Origin of the sequence: Novosphingobium sp. (assembly GCF_024642085.1) — a bacterium.
In the GTDB taxonomy this organism is placed as follows: domain Bacteria; phylum Pseudomonadota; class Alphaproteobacteria; order Sphingomonadales; family Sphingomonadaceae; genus Novosphingobium.
Genome location: NZ_JAHEBV010000003.1, coordinates 1 through 22,443, shown reverse-complemented (window position 1 = coordinate 22,443; position 22,443 = coordinate 1). Strand labels below are relative to the sequence as shown.

General features: G+C 61.6%; 21 protein-coding genes. 19 read left to right on the top strand and 2 right to left on the bottom strand.

What is annotated here, in order from left to right; translation table 11 throughout:
• The first annotated feature begins 32 nt into the window (after window positions 1–32).
• The 15 genes from Q0L62_RS01875 (at window position 33) to Q0L62_RS01805 (ending at window position 16,022) form a co-directional block, all read left to right on the top strand.
• The gene (locus Q0L62_RS01875) at window positions 33–914 is read left to right on the top strand and encodes an SDR family oxidoreductase (protein ID WP_296675619.1); all 882 of its coding nucleotides are present in this window, start codon (window positions 33–35) and stop codon (window positions 912–914) included.
• A complete protein-coding gene (locus Q0L62_RS01870; RefSeq protein ID WP_296675957.1) occupies window positions 914–1,414 on the top strand; it encodes an SDR family oxidoreductase in 501 nt (166 codons plus the stop codon). Before Q0L62_RS01875 ends, Q0L62_RS01870 begins: the two co-directional genes overlap by 1 nt.
• Window positions 1,407–2,267 carry an SDR family NAD(P)-dependent oxidoreductase gene (locus Q0L62_RS01865; RefSeq protein WP_296675616.1) on the top strand — a complete coding sequence of 287 codons (861 nt, stop codon included), beginning with the start codon at window positions 1,407–1,409 and terminating at the stop codon, window positions 2,265–2,267. The genes Q0L62_RS01870 and Q0L62_RS01865 overlap by 8 nt, the downstream gene beginning before the upstream one ends.
• 92 nt (window positions 2,268–2,359) lie before the next feature.
• A complete protein-coding gene (locus Q0L62_RS01860; RefSeq protein WP_296675613.1) occupies window positions 2,360–3,136 on the top strand; it encodes a GntR family transcriptional regulator in 777 nt (258 codons plus the stop codon).
• Window positions 3,137–3,215: 79 nt separating this feature from the next.
• Complete coding sequence (locus Q0L62_RS01855; protein ID WP_296675609.1) at window positions 3,216–4,202, top strand: enoyl-CoA hydratase/isomerase family protein; 987 nt, start codon at window positions 3,216–3,218, stop codon at window positions 4,200–4,202.
• On the top strand, window positions 4,199–5,119 hold the full coding sequence (locus tag Q0L62_RS01850) for a CoA transferase (RefSeq protein WP_296675607.1): 921 nt from the start codon (window positions 4,199–4,201) through the stop codon (window positions 5,117–5,119). Before Q0L62_RS01855 ends, Q0L62_RS01850 begins: the two co-directional genes overlap by 4 nt.
• Before the next feature lie 64 nt (window positions 5,120–5,183).
• Window positions 5,184–6,245 (top strand): hypothetical protein, encoded by a 1,062-nt coding sequence (locus Q0L62_RS01845; protein ID WP_296675605.1) that lies wholly within the window; start codon window positions 5,184–5,186, stop codon window positions 6,243–6,245.
• A gap of 66 nt (window positions 6,246–6,311) precedes the next feature.
• The gene (locus tag Q0L62_RS01840) at window positions 6,312–7,076 is read left to right on the top strand and encodes an SDR family oxidoreductase (RefSeq protein WP_296675601.1); all 765 of its coding nucleotides are present in this window, start codon (window positions 6,312–6,314) and stop codon (window positions 7,074–7,076) included.
• The gene (locus Q0L62_RS01835) at window positions 7,076–8,599 is read left to right on the top strand and encodes a class I adenylate-forming enzyme family protein (RefSeq protein ID WP_296675598.1); all 1,524 of its coding nucleotides are present in this window, start codon (window positions 7,076–7,078) and stop codon (window positions 8,597–8,599) included. Before Q0L62_RS01840 ends, Q0L62_RS01835 begins: the two co-directional genes overlap by 1 nt.
• Entirely contained in the window at window positions 8,596–9,408 is an 813-nt protein-coding gene (locus Q0L62_RS01830; RefSeq protein WP_296675595.1) for an SDR family oxidoreductase, read from the top strand. Before Q0L62_RS01835 ends, Q0L62_RS01830 begins: the two co-directional genes overlap by 4 nt.
• 23 nt (window positions 9,409–9,431) lie before the next feature.
• On the top strand, window positions 9,432–10,226 hold the full coding sequence (locus Q0L62_RS01825; RefSeq protein WP_296675593.1) for an SDR family oxidoreductase: 795 nt from the start codon (window positions 9,432–9,434) through the stop codon (window positions 10,224–10,226).
• Window positions 10,227–10,238: 12 nt separating this feature from the next.
• Entirely contained in the window at window positions 10,239–11,246 is a 1,008-nt protein-coding gene (locus tag Q0L62_RS01820; protein ID WP_296675590.1) for a DUF2889 domain-containing protein, read from the top strand.
• A 119-nt stretch (window positions 11,247–11,365) separates the two neighbouring features.
• Window positions 11,366–13,894 carry a TonB-dependent receptor gene (locus tag Q0L62_RS01815; protein WP_296675587.1) on the top strand — a complete coding sequence of 843 codons (2,529 nt, stop codon included), beginning with the start codon at window positions 11,366–11,368 and terminating at the stop codon, window positions 13,892–13,894.
• Window positions 13,895–13,979: 85 nt separating this feature from the next.
• Window positions 13,980–15,233: an MFS transporter gene (locus Q0L62_RS01810; protein WP_296675582.1), complete on the top strand. Its 1,254-nt coding sequence runs from the start codon at window positions 13,980–13,982 to the stop codon at window positions 15,231–15,233.
• A gap of 9 nt (window positions 15,234–15,242) precedes the next feature.
• Entirely contained in the window at window positions 15,243–16,022 is a 780-nt protein-coding gene (locus Q0L62_RS01805; protein ID WP_296675580.1) for an enoyl-CoA hydratase-related protein, read from the top strand.
• A gap of 69 nt (window positions 16,023–16,091) precedes the next feature.
• Here the strand turns inward: Q0L62_RS01805 and Q0L62_RS01800 are convergent, their stop codons facing one another.
• Complete coding sequence (locus Q0L62_RS01800; protein WP_296675576.1) at window positions 16,092–17,306, bottom strand: amidohydrolase family protein; 1,215 nt, start codon at window positions 17,304–17,306, stop codon at window positions 16,092–16,094.
• A gap of 289 nt (window positions 17,307–17,595) precedes the next feature.
• Entirely contained in the window at window positions 17,596–18,732 is a 1,137-nt protein-coding gene (locus tag Q0L62_RS01795; RefSeq protein WP_296675573.1) for an amidohydrolase family protein, read from the bottom strand.
• Window positions 18,733–18,857: 125 nt separating this feature from the next.
• Between Q0L62_RS01795 and Q0L62_RS01790 the strand changes: the two genes are divergently transcribed.
• From Q0L62_RS01790 to Q0L62_RS01775, 4 genes are all read left to right on the top strand, one after another.
• Window positions 18,858–19,559, top strand: coding sequence for a FadR/GntR family transcriptional regulator (locus tag Q0L62_RS01790; RefSeq protein WP_296675571.1), 702 nt, complete (start codon window positions 18,858–18,860; stop codon window positions 19,557–19,559).
• On the top strand, window positions 19,556–20,776 hold the full coding sequence (locus Q0L62_RS01785; RefSeq protein ID WP_296675568.1) for an alpha/beta fold hydrolase: 1,221 nt from the start codon (window positions 19,556–19,558) through the stop codon (window positions 20,774–20,776). The genes Q0L62_RS01790 and Q0L62_RS01785 overlap by 4 nt, the downstream gene beginning before the upstream one ends.
• 91 nt (window positions 20,777–20,867) lie before the next feature.
• Window positions 20,868–22,085 carry a thiolase gene (locus Q0L62_RS01780; protein ID WP_296675563.1) on the top strand — a complete coding sequence of 406 codons (1,218 nt, stop codon included), beginning with the start codon at window positions 20,868–20,870 and terminating at the stop codon, window positions 22,083–22,085.
• A 2-nt stretch (window positions 22,086–22,087) separates the two neighbouring features.
• The coding region (locus Q0L62_RS01775) for a zinc ribbon domain-containing protein (RefSeq protein WP_296675560.1) at window positions 22,088–22,443 on the top strand (356 nt) is incomplete at its 3' end.

Sequence of the window (22,443 nt, the reverse complement as noted above, 5' to 3'; positions counted from 1 at the left end):
CAGGCCATGCAGCGCTCCGCAAGGTTTAGAGCATGCCGGTTCCAAGCCACCATATTATCGCGACCCCGCCGCCGTTCAATGAACCGCCGTATCCCGCAGATGTGTTTGCCGGGCAGACGGTGCTGGTCACCGGGGGTGGATCGGGCATGGGGCTGGCGATGGCCATGGCCTTTGCGCAGGGCGGAGCGCATGTTGCGGTGATGGGCCGCGACCTTGAAAAGGCGCAAGTTGCAGCAGCAAGAATCGCGGAACTGGGGGTCAAAGCGCACGGTATGAGTTGCGATGTGCGGCTGCCGGAAGCGGTCGCTGCGGCCTTCGATGAAGCCGAGCGCATTCTTGGGCCGGTCAGCCTGCTCGCCAACAATGCTGGGGCGAACTTCCCGGTGCTCGCAGAAGACATTTCGGTCAACGCATGGAATGCAGTGACGCGGATCGCGATCGACGGAACTTTCCTGTGTTCCAGCGAGTTTGCCCGCAGGCGGATCGCCCTGGGTGAGGGAGGAGCGATCATCAACAATTCGGCGCAGTATATCTGGACCGGCTTTCCCGGTGACGCCCATTCCGCTGCGGCCAAGACCGCGCAGGCAACCATGACCAAAAAGATGGCGCGCGACTGGGCCGCTTATGGCATCCGCGTCAATGCCATTGCGGCCGGGTTCTTCCCGCACGAAAGCTCGACCGCAGGACGCCGCGAAGGTGGTACCGAAAGCTTGCAAAACATGATTCCTGCGGGCCGCACCGGCTCGATCTGGGAGTTTGGCTGGCTCTCGGCGATGACCTGCACGCCGCTCCTTGGCGCTTTGACCGGGCAGGTCATTGTCCAGGATGGCGGTGAGAGTCTGCGGCGTTCATTGATGATGCCCGACTTCGTCCCGCCGCGCGAACGCGCCGAAGGCCCATGGGGGTGGCGCTGATGGGCTGGCTCAGCGCGATGAGCGTCCGGCTGGTGGGTGAAAGCCCGGCCATCGTTGCCGCTTTGACCGCGCAGGGGGCAGCGCTGGTGGACGAGGGCGACGCCGATGTACTGATCCACGTTGCCGCGCCGACATTGGCCAAACCGGCGCATGAACTCAGCCACGCCGAATGGCGCGCGTCGCTCTATGCCGGGCTCGATCAGCGGTTTATGCTGGCGAAGGAATTCGCCGCCGCGCAGCGCGCCTTGGGCAAAGGCGGATCGGTCGTGTTTGTCGGGGCGACTGAGCAGGCGCTCGGCAGCGACCATGCTGCGGCGGCGGGTGCACTGGGCAATCTCACCAAGACTCTCGGCGTCGAATGGGCCCGCGACGGGATCCGGGTAAACACCGTACTGACAAGCGCCGATGATGCCACCCTGGGCAATCTCGTAGCCTATCTCGCCAGCGACTACGCCGCCTATATTACCGGTGCAGTGATGGGGATAGGCCTCGATGACTGAGCGCGGCCGGCTCGATGGGCAGGTCGCGTTCGTGACCGGCGGCGGCGGCGGGATCGGGCGGGCAATCGCGCTGGCACTGGCGGCAGCGGGTGCTGACATTGCGATATTCGAGATCATCCCGGAACGCGCCGAAGAAACCGCCGCGCGGATTGCCGAACTTGGCCGTGAAGCACTGGTCCTGCCCGGCGACGCGATGGATACTGACGCGCTGCGAAGTGCAATCGCGGCCACCGATGCGCGCTTTGGTCGGCTCGATATACTGGTCAACAATGCCGGCGGTGTATCGGGCCGCCCGTTCCTTGAACAAAGCGAACGAAGCTGGCGGCGGCATATCGATATCAACCTGGTTTCGATGCTTGCCGCAACCCATGCCGCCGCGCCGATCATGATCCGCGAAGGGCGGGGCGGGGCGATCCTCAACATTGCTTCGATCGAAGCGGAGCGCGCTGCGCCCAATTTCGCGGTCTATGCCGCGTGCAAGGCCGGGATGGTCAGCTTTACAAAGTCGATGGCAATCGAGCTGTCCGGCCACGGCATCCGCGTCAACTGCATGGCGCCCGATCACACAGTAACCCCGGGCAACCAAGGCAATCGCGCGGGCCCGGTCGATCCAGAAAGCTGGCGTCAAATCCCACCCGATCAGGTGGATGCGATGAACCGCCTGATCCCGCTCGGCCGCGAAGGGATCGACAGTGAATGCGGCGATGCAGCGGTTTTCCTTTGCTCGGCGCTGGCCAGCTATGTAACAGGTGTGGTGCTGCCAGTTGACGGCGGAACTTGTGCTGCTGGCGGCTGGGTCCGTGGACGCAACGGCAAATGGACGCTCAACGAAGGCTTGGCGTTCGGCGGCTAATTTTCCACCCCCTAAATTACCGCTTTAGTTATAAAACCAAGTTTACTATCTTGTGACACAAGGCGTGGCTTTGCGCGCAGGAGTTGCAGATTATGCCGCTAGGCGAGACAAGCGTTAGTCAGCGCATCCATGTTCCCAAGACCAGCGAAATCGTGGCCGATAAAATCCGGGCGCAAATCGTCCGCGGTGAATTGACTGAAGGCGATACGCTGCCCCCGGAAGGCCAGTTGATGGACTCGCTGGGAATATCGCGCCCCACATTGCGCGAGGCATTTCGAATTCTCGAAGCCGAAGGACTGATCAGCGTGGTGCGCGGATCACGCACTGGCGCCAAAGTCCACAAGCCGTCGGTCGAACTGGTCTCGCGCTATGCGGGATATGTGCTGGAATCGCAGGGCACGACGATCGCTGATCTTTATCAGGCCCGCCTGGCAATCGAGCCTTCGGTGGTGCGCTGGCTGGCAACCGACAAGGGCCGCGGATCGATGCGCGGCATTCATGACGTAGTCGGCCGGATGGAAGCCTTGATCAACGCCGGAAAATACGATGACTTCGTCGATATGGTGGAGGATTTTCATCACAGCCTGGTATCCGCAACCGGTTTGAAAACTCTGACGTTTCTCAACCGGATGCTGCTGTCGCTGGCCGACAAGCACCAGCGCGGCTATCAGAAGCGGCACCCACACTCAGTAGAATTCAGGGCCAAGAGCTCGCGAGCGGGCCTCAAGTCTTACCAGAAAGTCGTCGGTTTGATCGAGGCGGGGGATGTCGAGGGCGCGGTGGCGCACTGGCGGCTTCATCTCAACAACGCCAATGCCACTTGGGCGAGTGAAGGCGAAGGCCAGCGTGTGGTGGAATCGCTCGATTGAGATCGGCCGCGCGGCGTGTGTGAACCTCAGTTCGGCGCAGCCATTGTCTCCCGGTGGAGTTAGGCCGATGATGCCAGCAATGGCACCTGCCCCAACCAGCCTTTTCGACGCTGAGGCGATTTCGCCGCTATCAGGCTCGCCGTTGAATGTGGTCGAAGCAGAGGCTTCGAGCTTTTCCAGCGAAGTTGGGGTGCGCATTGCAGTGGATCGTGCCGGAGCATTGCCCGGACTCGATCCTGCAGCATTCGATGTCATGGTGACCACGCGGCCTGGGCCGCCTGTGCCATGGGTGGGAGTTGCTCCTGGCCGGCTGGCCGCGCAACTGGACACGGCGAGCGGAATGGCAGCACGCAATCCCGTGGCTACTGCCGTGCTTTCGCGAGTACTCCGGATTGGCGAGCAGCTTGATTTCGAGGCGGCACTTGAAATGGAGTCGCTCGCCTATTCAGTGCTGCTGGGCGGAGCTGAGTTCGCGAACTGGCTGGCATGTTCGCCACGCGGCAGCAGCGGCGAACAGTCGGCCTCGCCTGTCCGGTATGAGCGTGAAGGCTCGTGCGTGACTTTGACGCTCGCCTCGCCTGACAACCGCAATGCAATGACCGCAGCGATGCGCGATGCCCTCTTTGAGAGCCTCGCAAATGTATTGGAGGACCAGAGCGGCCCGAGCCTCAATCTTCGAGCTGATGGCCGCTGCTTCTCCACTGGCGGCGATCTGGCGGAGTTCGGCAGCGCCCGCGACCTAGCCCGCGCCCATATCATTCGCACGCAACGCTCCTGCGCGGCGCTGCTCCATCGCTTGGGCGACCGGGCCACCGTGTACCTCCACGGCGCCTGCATCGGGTCGGGAATCGAAGTGCCGGCCGCCGCGTTTCGGAGAATCGGCGCACCGGACACGATCATCCAGTTGCCCGAGCTTAGCATGGGGCTGATCCCCGGAGCCGGCGGAACTGTCAGCCTCGCGCGGGCAATCGGGCGCCACCGGCTGATGTGGCTGGTCCTCACCGCACAACGACTTGGCGCGAAGCAGGCGCTCGACTGGGGTCTGCTCCACGCGATCGAACCGTGAAGCAGCGCTTGCACGCATTTCTGGCAGAACGTCTTGCCGGGCTCGGTCTGAGTCCGGAGGAAATGCTGACGCGCGATGCGCCGCATGGACTTGCAGAGCCTGGTCTCACGTCGGCGAACCGATCGTGCCGCATGATCGAATGCACGGACGGATGGATCGCGCTCAATCTCGCACGCGATGAGGATGTCGAAGTTATTCCCGCACTGACCGGGCGTAGCGGCGAGCCGTGGGCCTGCGTGGAAGCCGAAGCGAGCAAAGGCAGCGCAGAAACACTGCGCGACCGCGCCGTTGAATTGCAGCTTCCGGTAGCCTTGGTTGGTGAAAGTCCATCGCAGCCACTTGCCGCTATCGGTTGCAAGGCTCCGGGCAAGGTCGTCGATCTCAGCGCATTGTGGGCCGGACCATTGTGTGCGGGATTGCTTGTACGCGCCGGAGCGGAGGTGCTGCGGATTGAAAGCCTGGGCCGGCCCGATCCTACTCCTGTCAGCTCGCCCAGGCTCGACGCCATGATCAACTCTGGCAAGGCACGGCTGCCGCTCGACTTGCGCACCGATGCAGGTCGGGCGCGATTGTTGGCAGAGGTAGCCAGCGCGGATGTGCTCGTAACCAGCGCCCGCGCGGCCGCACTGGATAGGCTTGGGCTGGCTCCCGAAGCTTATCCCCACCTGACTTGGGTAGCGATCACTGCACATGGATTCGCAGGTCACGGTGCGGCCCGCGTAGGCTTTGGCGATGATTGCGCAGCAGCCGGGGGCCTGGTCCGGTGGCAAGGCCGTGAACCGAGGTTCTTTGGTGACGCCATAGCCGATCCTTTGACGGGGCTGGAAGCTGCTCGGGCGGTCTTATCCGGGCAAGGCGGGCTGATCGATATGGCGATGGCACGGGTCGCCCGCGCCTATGCCGACGCAATCGGCTGAACGCGCTTTCAAACCTGTATAACCAGGTATACCATTAAGCTCGTCTAAGCCGAAAGCGAGCCAGATGATCACACCTGCCAAAGATATATACGCCTTCAAGCCGGAGGATGATTGCTACCATCAACTCTCCGACGATCCGTACGAGACAGAGACAAATTGGTGGTCATTCAATGTGCCGGCCCGCAAGATCGGGTGCTGGATCCACACCCCGTACTATCCCAATCGCCAGACGTGCACCTGGCGGATATTCGCTTGGGATGAACGCGGTTACGATCCGGCTCGCATGGCTTATTACCGAAAGGTCGAGGAGGCGGCGATGCCGGCCGATCCCGACCTGCGCGAGATTACTTTCCCCGGCGGCGGTTACAGCCTCAAGATGCTCGAGCCCGGAATGAAGTATCACCTGCAGTATGAAGACAGGGACCGCGATTTCGCGCTCGATTTCGTTCACACTGGTGCGCATCCCCCGCGCCGCTTCGAACCGGGTGAGCCGCCGTTCATTACGACCCCGCATTACGATCAGCTTGGCCATATCGTCGGCACAATGCGGCTTGATGGCGAGGATATCGCGATCGATTCGTGGAGCGTGCGCGACCGCACCTGGGGCCCGCGCGGCGGGCCTTACGCGCAAAGCCGCAAGCAGAGCTACGCCAGCGATCTTGATCGGGTCAGGCATCCTGGCGGCGCACGCTGGCGCGAAATCGAACGTGAACGTGGGCGCGGGCGGATTCAGTACATTTTTGGCCATGCCGATGGCAGCAGCGGATTTCTCGGTTTCGTTCGGTCGCAGGACGGCGATGTCGAGGGCTGGAGCCCGATGAACGGCGGTTACCTGTTGTGCGATGGCACATACGGCAATCTCGATTCTGCGAAGTGCCGGATGCGCGCATTCCGTGATCCGCAAACCGGCTGGTGCAGTCATATGCAGGTCGAACTGGTCGACACATCCGGTCGGACCATGACTGCCGAAGGCACCGCAGTCAGCCGGATGAGCGAGGCTGGTTATGGCACCAATCAACTGATGCGCTGGGACTTTGACGGCAAGATCGGCTGGGGCGAAGATCAGGACGTGTGGAATCCGAAGCACTTCGAACGGATGCTGCGCGCGCTCAGAGCGTGGAAGTGAAGTCCAAGAGATCATCCCTGCGAAAGAGTTATTGCACTAGGTGAGATATGTCTGCACAATCGGTGGATGGGATGCCTTGATGGAAAAACTGCGCTCGTCACTGGCGGAGCGCGCGGGATCGGTGCCGCGATCGTTCGCCAGCTGGCTGCTGAAGGCGCGCGTGTGGCGTTCAGTTATCGCAGCGGAGATGCAGCGGCGGATGCGCTGGTCGCCGAGGTAGCCGCAGCAGGCGGCAAGGCTATCGCGATCAGAGCCGATGTGTCGGACAGCGCGGCAATCGCGCGAATGTTTGCCGAATGCGACTCGGCTTTCGGACTGGCACCAAACCTCGACATCCTGATCAACAATGCCGGGGTCGGCAGCGGCGGTCAGGACGCCAGCCTGAAGGGCGGTTCGGAAGACCTGTTTGACCAGATGATGGCGGTCAATGCCAAGGGGCCATACTTGGTAACCCAGGCTGCCTTGCCACGGCTGCGCGATTGCGGCCGGGTGGTCAACATCGGCTCGATCTCTGGCAAGCTGGCGCAGCATTTCGCGGCAGGTTACGCGATGACCAAACGGGCCCTACAGAGCCTGACCTTTTCCACCGCAACTCAACTGGCCAAGCGCGGGATCACCTGCAATCTGATTGCGCCCGGCGCGGTCGCAACAGATTTTATTGCCGAGCTGCGCAAGCGCCCGGGCTTCGACGAAGGTAATGCCAAGATTACCCCGATGGGACGGATGGGGCAGCCCGAAGACATTGCCGGAGCGGTCTTGATGCTGTGCCGCGAGGAAGCGCGCTGGGTAACCGGCAACATTATCGAAGCAGCCGGAGGTCTGGCAATCTGATGGCGCAAATCACCGAGAAACTACTCGCAATCATGGCGCTCGATCCGGCCCGCGCGGAGATCGATTTCGAGGGCAAGGATTACAGCTGGGGCGATCTTGCCCGCGTCGTCGGGGCAATCGAGGCCGCGCTCGAATCGATGCAGCTTCCCGCCGAAGCGCGAACCGGGATCATGCTACGCAACCGGCCCGGACATGTGGCCGCCATCCTGGCGGTGCTTTCCAGCGACCGCTGCCTCGTTTCGCTCAATCCGGTTCTCCCCGATGCCAAGTTGTTTGAAGATATCGAAGGCCTCAATCTGCCGGTCATCATCGCCGACGAAACCGATGTGGCCCGGCCCGGTATTGCCGAATCTTTTGCCCGCGGCGGGACCGCGGTGATTGTGATCGGCCCTCGGCTCGAAGGAGTTCGGCTGCTTGCCGGTCGCGAAATTCCGGAATGTGCGCTCGAAATGTCGCCGGGTGTGGCGATCGAGATGTTGACCAGCGGCACTACCGGCGCGCCCAAACGTATCCCGCTGACCCGTGCAGCCTTTGACGAAAGCTTCGCCGGCTTTACTCGCTACGAGCGCGGCCGCGAATTCGCCGATCAGTCGCAATTGCGATCAGGCGTCACAATGGTTGCGAATCCGCTGACCCATATCGGCGGCATCTACGGCTGCATCGGCGCATTGATGGCGGGCCGCAAGATTACCTTGCTTGAGCGGTTCAGCGTCGAAACCTGGCTCGATGCAGTGCGCCGCAACCGGCCAAAGGTTGCGCCGGCGGTGCCGTCGGCGGTGCGGATGCTGCTCGAGGCCGATGTCGACCCGGCCGACTTGTCGAGTCTGTCAGCCATGATCAGCGGAACAGCGCCGCTGGCGCCCGAGCTGGTCGATGCGTTCTATAAGAAATACGGGGTGCCGATCCTGGGCAACTATGGCGCGACCGAGTTTGCAGGAGCCATCGCGGGCTGGACGCTCGATGAATTCAAGCAGCATTGGCAGGCCAAACACGGGTCGGTCGGGCGGATTCACGCCAATATAGCTGCCCGCGTCGTCGATCCGGAGAGCGGAGCCGAGGTGCCGCTTGGCGAAGAAGGTCTGCTCGAGCTGAAAGGGGATCAGCTTGGTCCTGATTACCGGCTTGGCGGCAAGGCATGGCTGCGCACCACCGACCGCGCCGTGCTCGATCCTGACAACTTCCTGTTCATTCGGGGCCGGTCAGACAACGCGATCATTCGCGGCGGCTTCAAGGTCCACCCGGACGATGTGGTCAAGGCGCTGCACCAGCATCCGGCGATACGGGAGGCAGCCGTCGTGGGCGTTCCCGACGAACGGCTGGGCGCGGTTCCGGCTGCGGCGATCATTTTGCGTGATGGAGCTGCTGCACCGGATCCCGAGAGCCTCAAGGCTTTCCTAAAGGAGCGGCTGATCGCCTATCAAGTGCCGGTCCACTATCGGATCGTCGCCGATTTTCCGCGCACCCCTTCGATGAAGCCGTCGGCACCTGGACTTGTGGCCCTATTCGAGGAGCAAGCTGCGTGAGCGAGTTTGCAGGGACGCGCGTGATCGTAACCGGTGCCGGGCGCGGGTTGGGGCGTGGGATCGCCGAAGCCTTTGCCGCTGCCGGTGCCAAGGTCATGATCGGAGCGCGGACCATGTCCTATGCCGAGGAGGCATTGGCGGCGATCCGCGACGCTGGCGGGAATGCGCAGGCGTTTCAGCTCGACGTTAAAGACCATGCGCAATGCGACGCACTTGTTGCGACAACGGTCGCGGCGTTCGGCGGGGTCGACGTGATCGTCCATTGCGCTGCGGAGATCGCGCACGGCGGGCTTGGCGCAGTCAGCGACGAAGATTTGGAAGCAGGGTTCGCCAGCATCGCCAAAGCAGCCTGGTGGCTGCTGCAAGCGGGGCGGCCGCATCTTGCCCAAGCGAGCGGCGGCGGTCGGTTCATCGCAATCGGCTCGGTCAACGGGACCTATTCCGTGGTAGCCAATATGACTGCTTACGGCATGGCCAAAGCCGCGCTCGATGCCTTTGTCCGCGGCGCGGCCTGCGACGTGGTGGGTGAGCGCATCACCGTCAACGCGATCAACCCGGGGCTGGTAGCTAGTGCTCGCGCCTTGGCGGTGCTGGGTGAGGACGGGTTGGCACAATACGGCGCGACCGTTCCGGTCGGCCGCGCTGGAACTCCGGCAGATGTCGCGCGGGCCTGCCTGTTCCTTGCTGCGCCATCGGCTGACTATATTACCGGCACGACGATCAAGCTCGATGGCGGATCGACCATCGCCCCGGCCAGCGGCCGCAGCGATCTGCTGCAAGCTCGCCTCAAGGCCCAGCAAACACATTAGATGACATTCAAAGGAGCACGAAAATGAAGTTCGATAATTCCACCGCAGCGGTCGTCACCGGCGGAGCATCGGGTCTGGGCCAAGCCAGCGCGGAAGCCCTGGCGGCAGCCGGGGTTAAGGTCGCGATTTTCGACATGAACGAAGCGGCCGGCGAAGCGGTCGCCGCAGTGATCGGCGGCCTGTTCTGCAAGGTCGATATCACCTCGGAAGAGAGTGTCGAGGCCGGCTATGCCAAAGCCCGCGCCGCACACGGTCAGGAGCGCATTGTGGTTCACTGCGCGATGGTCACCGGCGGCGGCAAGACCATTTCGTTTAACAAGGAAACCGGCGGCTACAAACGCAACCCGACCGAGATGATCGCCCGCGCTGCGGACGGCATCTTTACCGCAAGCTACCGGATCGCCTCGATCGCCGCATTGGGCATGGCCAATTCCGATGCGCTGAACGACGATGGTGAGCGCGGCGTGATCATCATGACTTCGTCAGCCGCATCGCAGGACGGGCAGGTCGGCCAAGTTGCCTATGGGGGCGGCAAGGGTGCGGTCAATTCGATGGTGCTGCCGATGGCGCGCGATCTGATGGATGTCGGAATCAGGGTGAATGCAATTCTACCCGGTATATTCGCCACCCCGCCGATGCTGGGCGTGCAAGACAAGGCACCGGCGATCTTTGCCGGGCTTGAAGCTTCGGTGCCGTTTCCCAAGCGCCTGGGGAAGCCCGAAGAGTTTGGCAGCCTGGTTCTGGAACTGGCGCGCAACACCTACTTTAACGGCCAGTGCATTCGTCTCGATGGCGCAATTCGGATGCCGCCGAAGTAAGGAGCGAAGATCGTGGACCAGCCGCAGCAGTTTCCTTTCGCCCGGCAAAGCGCGGGTCATGCCCCGTTGCGCCGGCCGGGCTCGATCCGCCGCACCACCTCGATTGATTCGGACTGGCCAGACGGGTTCGGAGCGCCGTGGGAGATGGTCGGCCGCGCTCGCGATCTGCTGACCCCGGCTGACGGCGCTGAGCCGCAGGTTCTGGCCACTGCACAGTTCCGCATAATGGCCTCTCCGATCCGGGAGATCCTTTCGATCGAAGCTTCGCCCGATCATCCCCGGCTGCAGGAACTTGTCGGTGTTCGGGCCGGGGGCGCAAGCCGGATGGTTCTGGCAGAAAAATTGGGCGACGTACGCGGTTCTCCGCTGTTCCAGTTGCTTGACGACTATGCAGGCGCAAGCCTGGTTGCGGGCTGGATCTGGTCGCAATGGCGCGGCGACTGGGCCAGCGCGCCGCAGCGTTCGGCGCAGCAATCCACTGCGGGCCGCAAGGGCAAGATGGACAACATCTGCACCGGCTTCACGGTCGGCGGCAGTGCGTTCAAGGACGACGGCACACCGGACAATGTCAACCAGTCGTTCACCGATGTCGGGCCGCTCGAAAATCCTGACGACCCGGTTGGCTGGCATCCGATGCCATTTCAGCAAGGCCCGCAGAAGCGCCGCGCCCGGCGCATTGACCTGTGGCGCGAAGACGGCGTCATCAAGATCGATGCGGGCTTTCAGGACAGCGGCAGCAATCCCAACGGCGGACGCACCGCGATCCACGAGTACCGGGCCTACGCAGAGGTCGATGAAGCCAGCGGGCAGTTAGAGGCCTTGCAGGCTTTGCCCTTGATCCTGCCTTACCGCGAATGCCCGGGAGCGTCGGTCAAGGCGTCGCGGATGATTGGTCAACCGATGGCGGAATTCCGTAGCGCCGTGCTCGGCGCTCTGCCTGGCACCCTGGGCTGCACGCACCTCAACGACGTGCTGCGAGCTCTAGCTGACGTTCCGCGCCTGACTGCACTGTTGCCCTGAGGCCACATTTGGCAATTTAGTCGATCTCCCCACTTCTCCTCTTGTATCGCTTGGTAGACCTAGTTATACAAGTCGCGTACCGGCAATGGCGAACACCGCCCCGGGGGAGGAGAAAATCGATGAAGAGCATTGCTTCGCGTCGTGTCGCCAAGGTTTTGGCTGGCGTTTCGTTTGTTGCCATGATTTCGACTGCAACCCCCGCGCTTGCGCAGGCTGCGCCTGCGGATGACGATGCCGCTGCGGCAGACGGCGAAATTCTGGTTATCGGCAACACCAAGCAGCTTCAGAACACGATGGTCGTTCCGACCTCGATCACGGCATTCTCGGGCGAGCAGCTCGAGACGAAGAGCGTTTCCAAGGTTGCGGACATCGCCACGTTCACTCCAGGCTTCACGATCGTGCCTGCGCCGGGCAACAACACCGCCATTACGCTGGCGATTCGCGGGCAGGTTCAGAACGATATCCTTGCAACGCTCGAACCGTCGGTCGGCACCTACGTCGATGACGTGTATTGGGGCCGCGCATACGGGCTGAATGCCGGCCTGCTCGATATTTCCAACGTGCAGGTGCTCAAGGGTCCGCAGGGAACCCTGTTCGGCCGCAACACCACTGGTGGCGCGTTGGTGATTACCAGCAACGATCCCAACACGCGCGAGCTGTCGGGCCGGATCGCGATGACTTACGGGCGCTACAACGAACTGTCGGGTGAGGGCGCCGTCAACGTTCCGATCGGCAACAACATCGCGCTGCGCGGTGCGATCAAGATCGGCTCACGCGATGGCTGGGCTTATGGCACCCGGCTGGTCGATCCGGCAGGAAACATCAACAACACCGCGGCTGCAACCAATGTCGTGGTTCCCAACGGCCAGCGTTACAACGATAAGAACGAAGTCCAGGGCCGGGTCAAATTGCTCGTGGAGTTCAGCCCCTCGACCAAGCTTGTGTTGTCGGGTGAGTGGTACGACTACAATTCCGACGGTCCGGCGCGCCAGTTGATCTACAAGGTCCAGTCGAACGTGGCGGGCAGCGCCGGCGATCAGGTCATCCTGAACTCGGGTGTGAACAAATATGTCCCCTACTACGCTGCGAACCCAAATGCGGTCGGGGTCGACGCTTTCGATTGCAGCTATGCCACCAATCAGACGCTTAACTGCTCGGGCAGCATCGTCCGGCGCCGCGCGCCTTACACCTATGCCAATACATCGACTTACAGCGCAAAATTCACCACCGATCTGAGCTTCGGCACGTTCAAACTGATTGGTGCAACCCGTAAGGTCTACACCGACAACTTCATCGATCTTGACGGTTCGAGCTCGCTGATCCACGCGACCTCACTGACTCAGGATCTGAAGCAATGGTCGGTAGAAGCGCAGCTTGCCGGTGATGCAATGGGCGGTAACTTCAAGTACGTGATCGGGGCGACGTATTTCCACGAAGACGGCTACGATCTGTCCTATTCGCTGACCGGCGCGACCAACAATGCGCCGGGTCGCGCAACCCGCAACTTCGGGTTCATCGACAATGATTCAGTCGGTGTGTACGGCCAGATCAACTGGCACCTGAACGACGTGATCGCGTTCACCGGCGGCTTGCGCTATTCGGACGACAAGAAGGTTCTGGACCTTCGCAGTGCCAACGCCAACCTCAACGGACAGTTACAAGGCTTGGCCGGCAATCTTTACCCGACCGGTTACGTTGCAGGTGGCTTGTTCGATCCGTGCAACGCTGCGGGTGCGGGCATTATTACTGGCGCCAACCCAGCCACCGATTGTTCGGTGACCAAGTCGGCGAAGTTCAACGCCGTATCCTGGACAGGCGGGATCGACATCACCCCTACCGATCATACCTTGATCTATGCCAAGGTCAGCAAGGGCTATCGCTCCGGCGGTCATAACCTGCGCGCCTTCAACGATGCGCAGTTTACGCCGTTCCTGCCTGAAACCGTGATCGAAGAAGAAGTCGGCCTGAAGGCATCGCTGGCCGACAACCGGGTGCGCCTCACGCTTGCCGGTTATCACAATCAGATCAGCAACGCCCAACGCACCACGATTGTAACCACCGGCGCGGTCAGCAACACACTGGTCGGCAATGCGGCGACGGTTCGCAATTATGGCCTTGAAGGTGATCTCGTGATCCGGCCAGTCACCGGGTTCACCTTGACGGCTTCGGGTTCGGTCAACAAGGCCAAGTATCTCGCCTACAGCGACGCAACCGGCGACCGGACCGGCGAACGGTTCGTGCTGCTGCCCGAGAAAAAGTTCGCCCTCGGTGCCCAATACGAAGCCAATCTGAGCTCGGCGCTGTCAGCGACGTTCAACGTGGACTATTCGTGGACCTCGAGCTTCTCGGGCAACGAATGCACTTTGGCCAACTGCTGGACGGGTGCGGCGGATGCCAATGGCCTGACCGCAGCTCAGGTCAGTGCGCAGGTATTTGCAGCCACGGAATTGCCATCGGCAGGGATCCTCAATGCCCGCGTTACTTTCGCGCTGCACGACAAGTACAAGCTGGCCTTCTGGGGCCGTAACCTGACCGATGACCGCGGCTACGTCCAGGCGCTGCGGTTGATCGCTCCGAGCCGGAACTATGTGTCCGGGCTGCGCCGCGATCCGGCCACCTACGGGGTGACCGCCTCGGTCGAGTTCTGATCAAGACCTTGCCCGCGCAAGCGAGCTGATAAAATAGGGGGAGGGGCGAGCAATCGTCCTTCCCCTTTTTCATGGGAGAACTGCCGTGCCGGAGAATCACCCGCGTCTGCCGCTGCCGCGCTGGTACCACGGCTGGAACATTGTCGGGCTGTGCGTGCTGGTCCAGATTGCCGGGCTAGGTATCACACTGAACTGCTTCTCGTTGTTTCTGCATGACTGGACCCGCGAATTCGGCTTGCCGGTTAGCGACTTTGCCTTTGGCATAACCGTATTCAGCGTGGGTTGCGCGCTGTGTGCACCCTTCGCAGGCCGGGTCGCCGCGCGCTATTCGGCGAAGTGGTTGCTCGCCGTGATGCTGGTCTTGCTCGCGGCCTTTCACGTTATCCTTAGCTTCGTGGAAACGGGTTGGGCGATCGTGTGGCTTTATGCGCTGCTGCTTCCCGCCGCGATCACTTTCTCCTCGGGCATCCCCTCGCAGACTATCGTCTCGCGCTGGTTCATCCACCGGGTCGGTCTGGCGATGGGTCTGACCGCGTTTGGTCTGGCGTTGGCAGGCGTGCTGTTTCCGTCGCTCATCGTCTGGCTTCTGCCGACGTTGGGCTGGCGGGTCATCTGGCGCATCTTTGCCGGCCTGATCTTGTTCGCAATCCTGCCGTTGGTGCTTATCTTCATGCGCGACCGGCCTACCGCCGAGGAGGGCGCGGTCTATCTTGCCGGGCAGGGCAACCATGCTCTCAAATCCCAGCTCACCGTGAAGCAGGTTTTCAGCCGGCCTAATTTCTGGGTCACCGTGTTCGTGTTCGTACCGATCCAGGGCGCAGCTATTTCCATGACAGTGAACCTGGCTCCGATTGTGACCAGCTACGGCTTTTCAGCCAAAGTGGCCGGACTCATGATCGCGGTGCTGAGCATTTCCGCTTTAAGCGCCAAACTTGTGGCCGGGGTGGCAGCGGATCGTTTTGGCAACCGCGTCCCGATGATCGTGACCTCATTGCTTTGTGCCGGCGGCTTGGCGGCGCTGGTCAATTCATCGGGCAATCTGCCATTGCTGTTCGTTGCCTTCGTACTGATCGGCTTGTCGGCTGGAGTGTGGACCCTGCTTGCCTCGGCCACTGCAGCGGAATTCGGGCGAGAAGGGTTTGGCCGGGCTTTTGGACTTGTCTGCATGTTCCCGCCGGTTGCGTCGCTCGCGCCGCCAATGGTGGCGCGGCTCAAGGAAGTAAGCGGAAGCTATTCGCTGGGCCTGTCGGTCTTGTGCGGGCTCGCACTGCTGGGAGCCGGCGCGGCGTGCTTGCTTCGAGAAACCCGAGCGGCCAAACCAAAGACAATCGCAACATAGGGCACTGCAATGGAATTCATCACAGTCGAACGTACTGGCGGCACAACGACGGTCACGCTCAATCGGCCCGCAGTGCTCAATGCCATAAATCCCGACATGCATGACGAACTGGAAGCCGCTTTCAACCATTTCGCTGCCGACCCGGCGCAGGGGATTTGCGTCATCACCGGTGCCGGCGACCGCGCCTTCTGCGCCGGGTCCGATTTGAAGGCGGCGGTGGCCGACGGGGTGCACCGCGGCTATCCCGCTCATGGATATGCAGGTCTGATCGAGCGCTTCGATTGCCCCAAGCCGTTCATCGCCGCAGTGAATGGCGTGGCGATGGGCGGCGGGTTCGAACTGGCTTTGGCCTGCGATATTATCATCGCCGCTGAAAGCGCGGTGTTCGCTTTGCCAGAGCCACTGGTTGGAGCGGTCGCTCTGGGCGGCGGCCTGCACCGTTTGGCGCGGCAAATCGGGCTCAAACAAGCGATGGGCATGATCCTCGCCTCGCGCCGGGTCGATGCGCGCGAAGGCGAGCGGCTTGGCTTCGTCAACGAGGTCGTGGCCGTTGCCGATTTGGGTCAGGCCGTCACCCGCTGGTGCGATGCAATACTCAAGGCATCTCCGATGTCGATCCGCGCATCGAAAGAAGCCGTGATGCGCGGACTGGGTGAGCCGGATCTCGCCGCCGCAATGCATGCCCAGGTCAGTTACCCTGCATTCGATGCCTGGCGTAACAGCGAAGATGCGCGTGAGGGTCCGCGTGCCTTCGCCGAAAAGCGCGCGCCGGTGTGGAAAGGTTCCTGACCGACAAAAAATGGCCCCGCCGGGGAGTGATCCGGCGAGGCCAGGCTGGGAGATCGATACGCGAGCTAATCAGGCCATAGCCATCAGTTCCTCACGGCGGGCATCGACCTGGGGTTGCAGATTGGCGCGCTTGAACAGCTTGGCTGCGTTACCGCCGAGGACCGCGACAAGTTCGTCAGTGGTGACCTCGGGGTTATCGCTGATCATTTTGGCGACAACTTGCTTCGAAAACGGGAACGTCCCTTCGGCATGCGGATAGTCGGTGGCGAACAATAGCGCTTCGATGCCGACGCCTTTGCGGATCGCCATCGAAGAGTTGGCGTCATTCTGCAGCGCGCAGTGGACCTGATCGCGCACGATCTGGCTCGGCAGGCGTGACAGCTTGGGTTCGATCGACGGGGCATGGCCGTTGTAGACCTCATCCATCCGTTCAGCCAGGCCCCACAGCCAACCCGCGCTGTGCTCGGCAAACAGGATTTGCGACTTCGGGTTGCGATCGAGCACCCCGCCGGCGACGAGCTGGGTAATCACGTCGACCGCGTCATTCATCTGCCGGGTATAGTTGTACAGCGCGCCGCCCGGGCCCTTGAGCGCACGGATGTTGATGTCGCCGACCCCGGTGTGGAACACCAATGGAATGCCTTGCTCGCCGGCGAAAGCGAAGATCGCGTCCCAGCGCGGGTCGTTGTAGTTGCCCAGACCTCCCCACAAACAGAAGGCGGCAAAGCCCTTGTCGGCAGCGCGCTTGCACTCGGCCAGCGCATCGTCGAAATCGATGCACGGGATCATGGCCGCCGGCACCAAACGGTCACGGACCGGCGCACAGTAATCCCAGGCCCAGTCGTTCCAGATCTGGCAAGCTGTCCGTTGACCTTCGCGGTCTGCAATGCGCGGGAGCATCAGGCCGAGCGAGGGAAACACCAGCTCGGCATCTACGCCGTCGCGGTCCATGTCGGCGAGACGGAGTTGGAGATCGCGTGCACCGCGGCGCTGGGTATCGACCGCGCAATCGGACACGAAATTGTCCTTGGCATCAGTGCATGACCGATCGGCGGCCTGCTCGCTGAAGTCCTTGTCGGTCGCGCCGGTCTTGTGGCTATGGAAGTTGGTCCAAATCTTGAGGATCACCTGCTCACCGATCTTGGTAATGCGAATGTTGCCGTCGGCTTCGCTGTGAATCACGAACGGCTTGAGGTGATCGGGCATGTTCTTGCTGAACAGGTCGGGCGGTTCAGCCACATGCGCATCGCAGCTGAATACGAAAGGACGAAGAGTATCGGTCATGGCAATCCTCCAAAGCCCGGCTTGATCGCGAATCGGTTCGCTCCGGCTATTTCGAAAAGTGCCTAAAGAGGTACCTGTTATATTTGATATTCATCAAATCGGCGAACAGATCGCGAATTATAGATATTTCTAAATGCGTTTGTGGCGCGATCAAATCATTCACGGCACAGCGTTGCCACGGCGGAACGCAAGACTGGATCTGTCTGCATTCCATCGGAGTTTGTGATCGTGACTTAGCCCTCGCTTGAGAGAAAAGGACCGAGTTGCGACCCGACTGGTTTTGGTTGTCCTAGCGGGCAGCCTCGAGCCGGGCTGCGCTACCGACCTCGCTGGTGTGTACCTTCGGCTCGATGCGGAACAGCTTTGCCGCGTTGAGACCAAGGATATTGAGCCGCACATCTTCGGGCACTTCGAGATTTTCGAACAGTTCCTCCTGGATCGGGCGGCTGATCGGGAAGGTCCCCTCGGCGTGAGGGTAGTCTGATCCCCACATCACGTTCTTGGCGCCGCGCAGGCGCCCTGCGGCAGCAGTTATGCAGGCGCGGTCATGCTGGAAGCTGGCATAGACCTGATCGTCGACGATCTGGCTGGGATGGCGCGACAGCTTCGGGAAGACGAAGTTATGGTGCGCTTCGGCGACTTCATCCATCCGCTCGGCCAAGGCGCAAAGCCAACTCGCTCCAGCTTCGATGAACGCTACCTTGGCGCCCTGGTTGCGATCGAGCACACCGCCAGCGACGAGATATTGCACCGAGTTCTGGGCATCCATCGCCTGATTGGTGTAGTTGATGATCCCAGCGCCTGGCCCACGTTCGATCACCACGGTTTCGAGCCCGGTCCCGGTGTGCATGACGAACACGATCCCGAGCGCCGCTGCCTTGGCGAAGACCGGATCCCATTTTTCGTCATTGTATTTTGGCAAGTTAGGCGGAGTGACCGCCGGCAGCATCGCTGCAGTAAAGCCTTTACCGGCAAGATATTCGATCTCGGCAATGGTGTTCGAGAAATCTAGCACTGGCAGCATGCCGCAGCGCACGAAGCGTTCGGGATGCCCGCCGAGGAATTCGTTGTTCCAGTCGTTGTAAAGCCGCGCCGAGGCGGCCTCGGCATCGGGGCTGTCGAGGCAGTACAGCCACAAGCCAAGGCTGGGGAAGCAGATCTCTGAATCAATCCCTTCCAGCTCCATATCCTCGAGACGCCCGGGAATTTCGCGGATGCCTTTGCGCTCGTTGTCACCCAGGGCCTTTTCACGGTGTTGGCCGACGCGCAGGCGATAGATCGTCTTTTCGGCGGTCCCCGTAATCAGGAAGTCACCTTCCTTGCGGCTGTGAATCGCATGCTGCTTGAGACTGGCGGGCAAGCCATCGAGAAAGATCGACGGCGGCTCCATGATGTGGCTGTCGGCGCTGAACACGAAAGGTTTCACGGCACATTCTCCCGATTCGACTCTGTTTATTGCAAAAGAATACCTAGTTATACAGGTCAGCGCAAGCTTCGGGCTGGACGCAGCGCAAATATGCTCATAAAAAGGTATCTAATAGGGAGGGCAAGATGCAGCAAGCCGTTCAAACCGAGACCTTGGCAGTCCGCACCGCCCGTGAACTCGCCCGGCTGAGCTTGGCCAGCGACGACGGAGCCTTTATTGGCGCGGAAGACGAATTGCTGAGCCGCTTCAAGGTCAGCCGGCCGACCTTGCGCCAGGCCGCAAAGATCGCTGAGAACGACCGGCTCATTTCGGTCCGCCGCGGGATCAAGGGCGGGTTTTATGCCAGTCGTCCGGACGCCAGCGACGCCATCCGCACGCTCGCGCGCTATATTCGGCTCAAAGGCGGCACGCTGCAGCACATCATGGTGGTCAGCGGCCTGGTTTCGGAAGAAGCTGGTGCGCAGGCTTGCACTTGCAGTGATCCCGCAATGCTTGGGCAGCTCGAAGATTTGCTGACGCGGATTGACCACAACGACAGCGCTGGAAGCCTGATCAAAGCCGAAGGTGAACTCGTAGGGCTGATCTCGGCGATGAGCGGCAATCCAGCGATCGAACTGGTCATGGCGATCGGATTTTCATTCGGTATGGAAGAGCAAGGGATTGGGCTCTACCGACTGCCTGACCAACGCGCGACCGCGCGCAGATTGCAGCAACAACTGATCCAGGCAATCCTCGATCGCGATCCTGAAGTCGCGCGAGTGATGATGCGCCGCCGCTCGGCGACCATGCAGGAATGGATTGCCCAATTGTTGCCGGTGGCGGCATGACTGCTGCAAGTTTCAAGGGCTTCGGCGGGATCCGTCTTGAGGCCGACATCACCGGTGACGAAAACGATCCCGCGATCTTGCTGCTTCACGGCGCCGGGCAAACCCGCGCAGTTTGGTCAACCGTGGCTGAGGCCTTGGTCCAAGCCGGTCGCCGCGTCGTCAATATTGACTTGCGCGGCCATGGCGCGAGCGAGTGGCCGGCCGACGGGCGCTATGACATCGACGCCTTTGTTGAGGACCTTCGCGCCGTGCTGGCTCAGATGGGTTCGCGGCCGGTAGTGGTCGCGGCGACTTTGGGTGGGTGGATCGCGTCGTTGGCCTTGTCGACCGATGCCGCAAATCTGGCTGCCGGACTGGTGCTGGTCGACATGCCGGTCCGCAGCGATGCGGACACGGCGCGGAAGATCGGCGAGCGCTTGCGCAAGGTTGGGTCGGCACATGAGCCGCGGTGGGATCCGCTGGCGATCTCAGGGATCGACGTAGCGAAGGTAGCCGATCGCCTCATTGCCGCTGCGCCGGGCCTCAACCTTCCCACGCAAGTTATCCGGGGAGGGATCTCGTGGGTTCAGCGAGCCCAAGGCACGGCTGAGTTCGATGCTGCCTTGCCCAATGCCGAAGTGGTCGAGGTGGAAGATGCAGACCTGCTGGTGGTCACAGACCGGACCGAGGCTTTTCTCGCCAGCCTGCTCGACTTCCTCGAACGCAAGCAGCCCCGTGCTGCGAGTGAGTTTCGCAGCGGGTCCGATGCGCGCACCCTGCGTGATGCAATGGGCTGCTTTGCCACGGGGATCACGGTGATCACAGCGCTTGGCCCTGATGACAAGCCGGTCGGGTTGACCGCGAACAGCTTTACCTCGGTCTCGCTCGATCCGCCGCTGTTGCTGTTGTGCATCGCCAACAATGCCGGGACCGCGCCGATCCTGCGCGAAGCCGAGCATTTTGCGGTCAATCTGCTGCAGACCAGCCAGCAACCAGCCTCGAACCGGTTTGCCGGCAAAGGCGAAGACCGTTTCGCGGCAACTGCCTGGACGCCGGGCGAAACCGGAATGCCGCTGCTCGACGGATCCCTCGGTTCGTTCGAGTGCAAGCGCCACGCGGTGCACGATGGGGGCGATCATTTCGTGCTGGTGGGCGAAGTGGTTCGCGCCCAATTCGAGCCCCGCCGCGACCCGCTGCTCTACTTCCGCGGTAAATATCGCCGCCTGCATTTCGCCTGACAGGACCTCCAGCGCGATATAGCGCTTGACGGGATGATATCAAACCTAGTTATATAGGTTTCAAGACAAGAATCGTCAGAGAGGATGACCAATGGCCTGGGCAAATCAGGACAAGACCGCGGTCGTGGGGATCGGCGCCACGGACTACTACGTCCGCGGCAAGAGCTGGCCGCGCACGATCAACGACATGGCGGGTGAGGCAATCCTTAACGCCTGCGCTGACGCCGGGATCTCGATCAAGGACATCGACGGCATCGCCTATTATTCGAGCAACGGCGCAGGCTATCTCGACAAGTTCGACACGGCGAGCCTGATGGAAACGCTGGGCATGCCGCACATCTCGTTCTCCGCTTCGCTGACCAGCGGCGGCGGCGGCTGCCCTGGCGCAATCGGCTTGGCGACGGCCGGGCTGATGAATGAAGATGCCAAGTACATGGTTACCCTGATGGCACTGCAGCAGTTGCCTCAGCATCGGCTCGGCGTGGTATTTGGAGCGTCAGCCCCCAACCCGGAAAATAGCTTCCTCCAGCCCTCTGGGCTTGTCGGACCAGGTCACCTGATGAGTGTTCTCGCCCGGCGTCACATGCATCTCTACGGAACCACTCAAGACGCCTTTGGCGAGATTGTTATGGCCACCCGGGCCAACACGCACAATCGGCCCAAAGCGGTGCGCAAGGCGCCGTTGACCAAGGAGGAATACGACGCCTCGGTCATGCTCGCAGATCCACTGCGGCGGCTCGACTTCTGCCTTGAGACCGATGGCGCGGTGGCGGTGATCACCACCACGATGGACCGGGCCAAGGACTGCCGCCACAAGCCTGCCGTGGTGCACGCATGCGCTCACGGCGGCCAGCGTGAATGGGGCCGGGCGTTCGCCTGGATGGGTATGCCCGATCCCCATTTTGCCAGCTCGGGTCACAAATTCACCGCGGATCGTGTCTGGGCCCAATCGGATCTCGCCGCCAAGGACATGGATGTTGCGTTGATCTACGATCACTTCTCGCCAATGGTGCTTATGCAGCTGGAAGACTACGGTTTTTGTGAAAAAGGCGAGGGCAACGATTACGTCCTTGCCGGCAAGATCCGCTACGACGCGGCCACCGGCAAGGGGGTCAACGGCGGCGTGCCGGTCAACACTCACGGCGGCAACCTCAACGAAGCCTATATCATCGGCATGACACACATCGTCGAGGGGGTTGAGCAGGTTCGTGGCACTGCCATCAATCAGGTCAAGGATGCGGAATTCGCCCTCGTTTCTGGTGGCCCCGCATCGCTTCCCGTTTCCAGTCTGATCCTGAGGAGCGCCTGATCATGAGCGAGCCCATCAAGTACGGTCCGGCCAAGCTGCTGCCGGGTGACCAGATCCGCATAACCACCAACCCGAACACCGAGCCGTTCTGGCTGGCAGCAAAAGAGCATCGACTGACTGCGTGCCAGTGCGGCAAATGCGGCCATTTCCGGATGCCACCGTCACCCTATTGCCCAGAGTGTTCAAGCCAGGAAGTCGACTGGCCGACGTTGCCCGGCACCGCTACCGTATTCAGCTTTGCGGTGTGCAACAAGAACCCCAAGGACGGTGCAGACTACATCTACGTTCCCGTCGTGGTCGACATCGACGGTGCACCCGGTGCGCGGCTTAATGCCAATGTCACCGGATGCGATGCTGA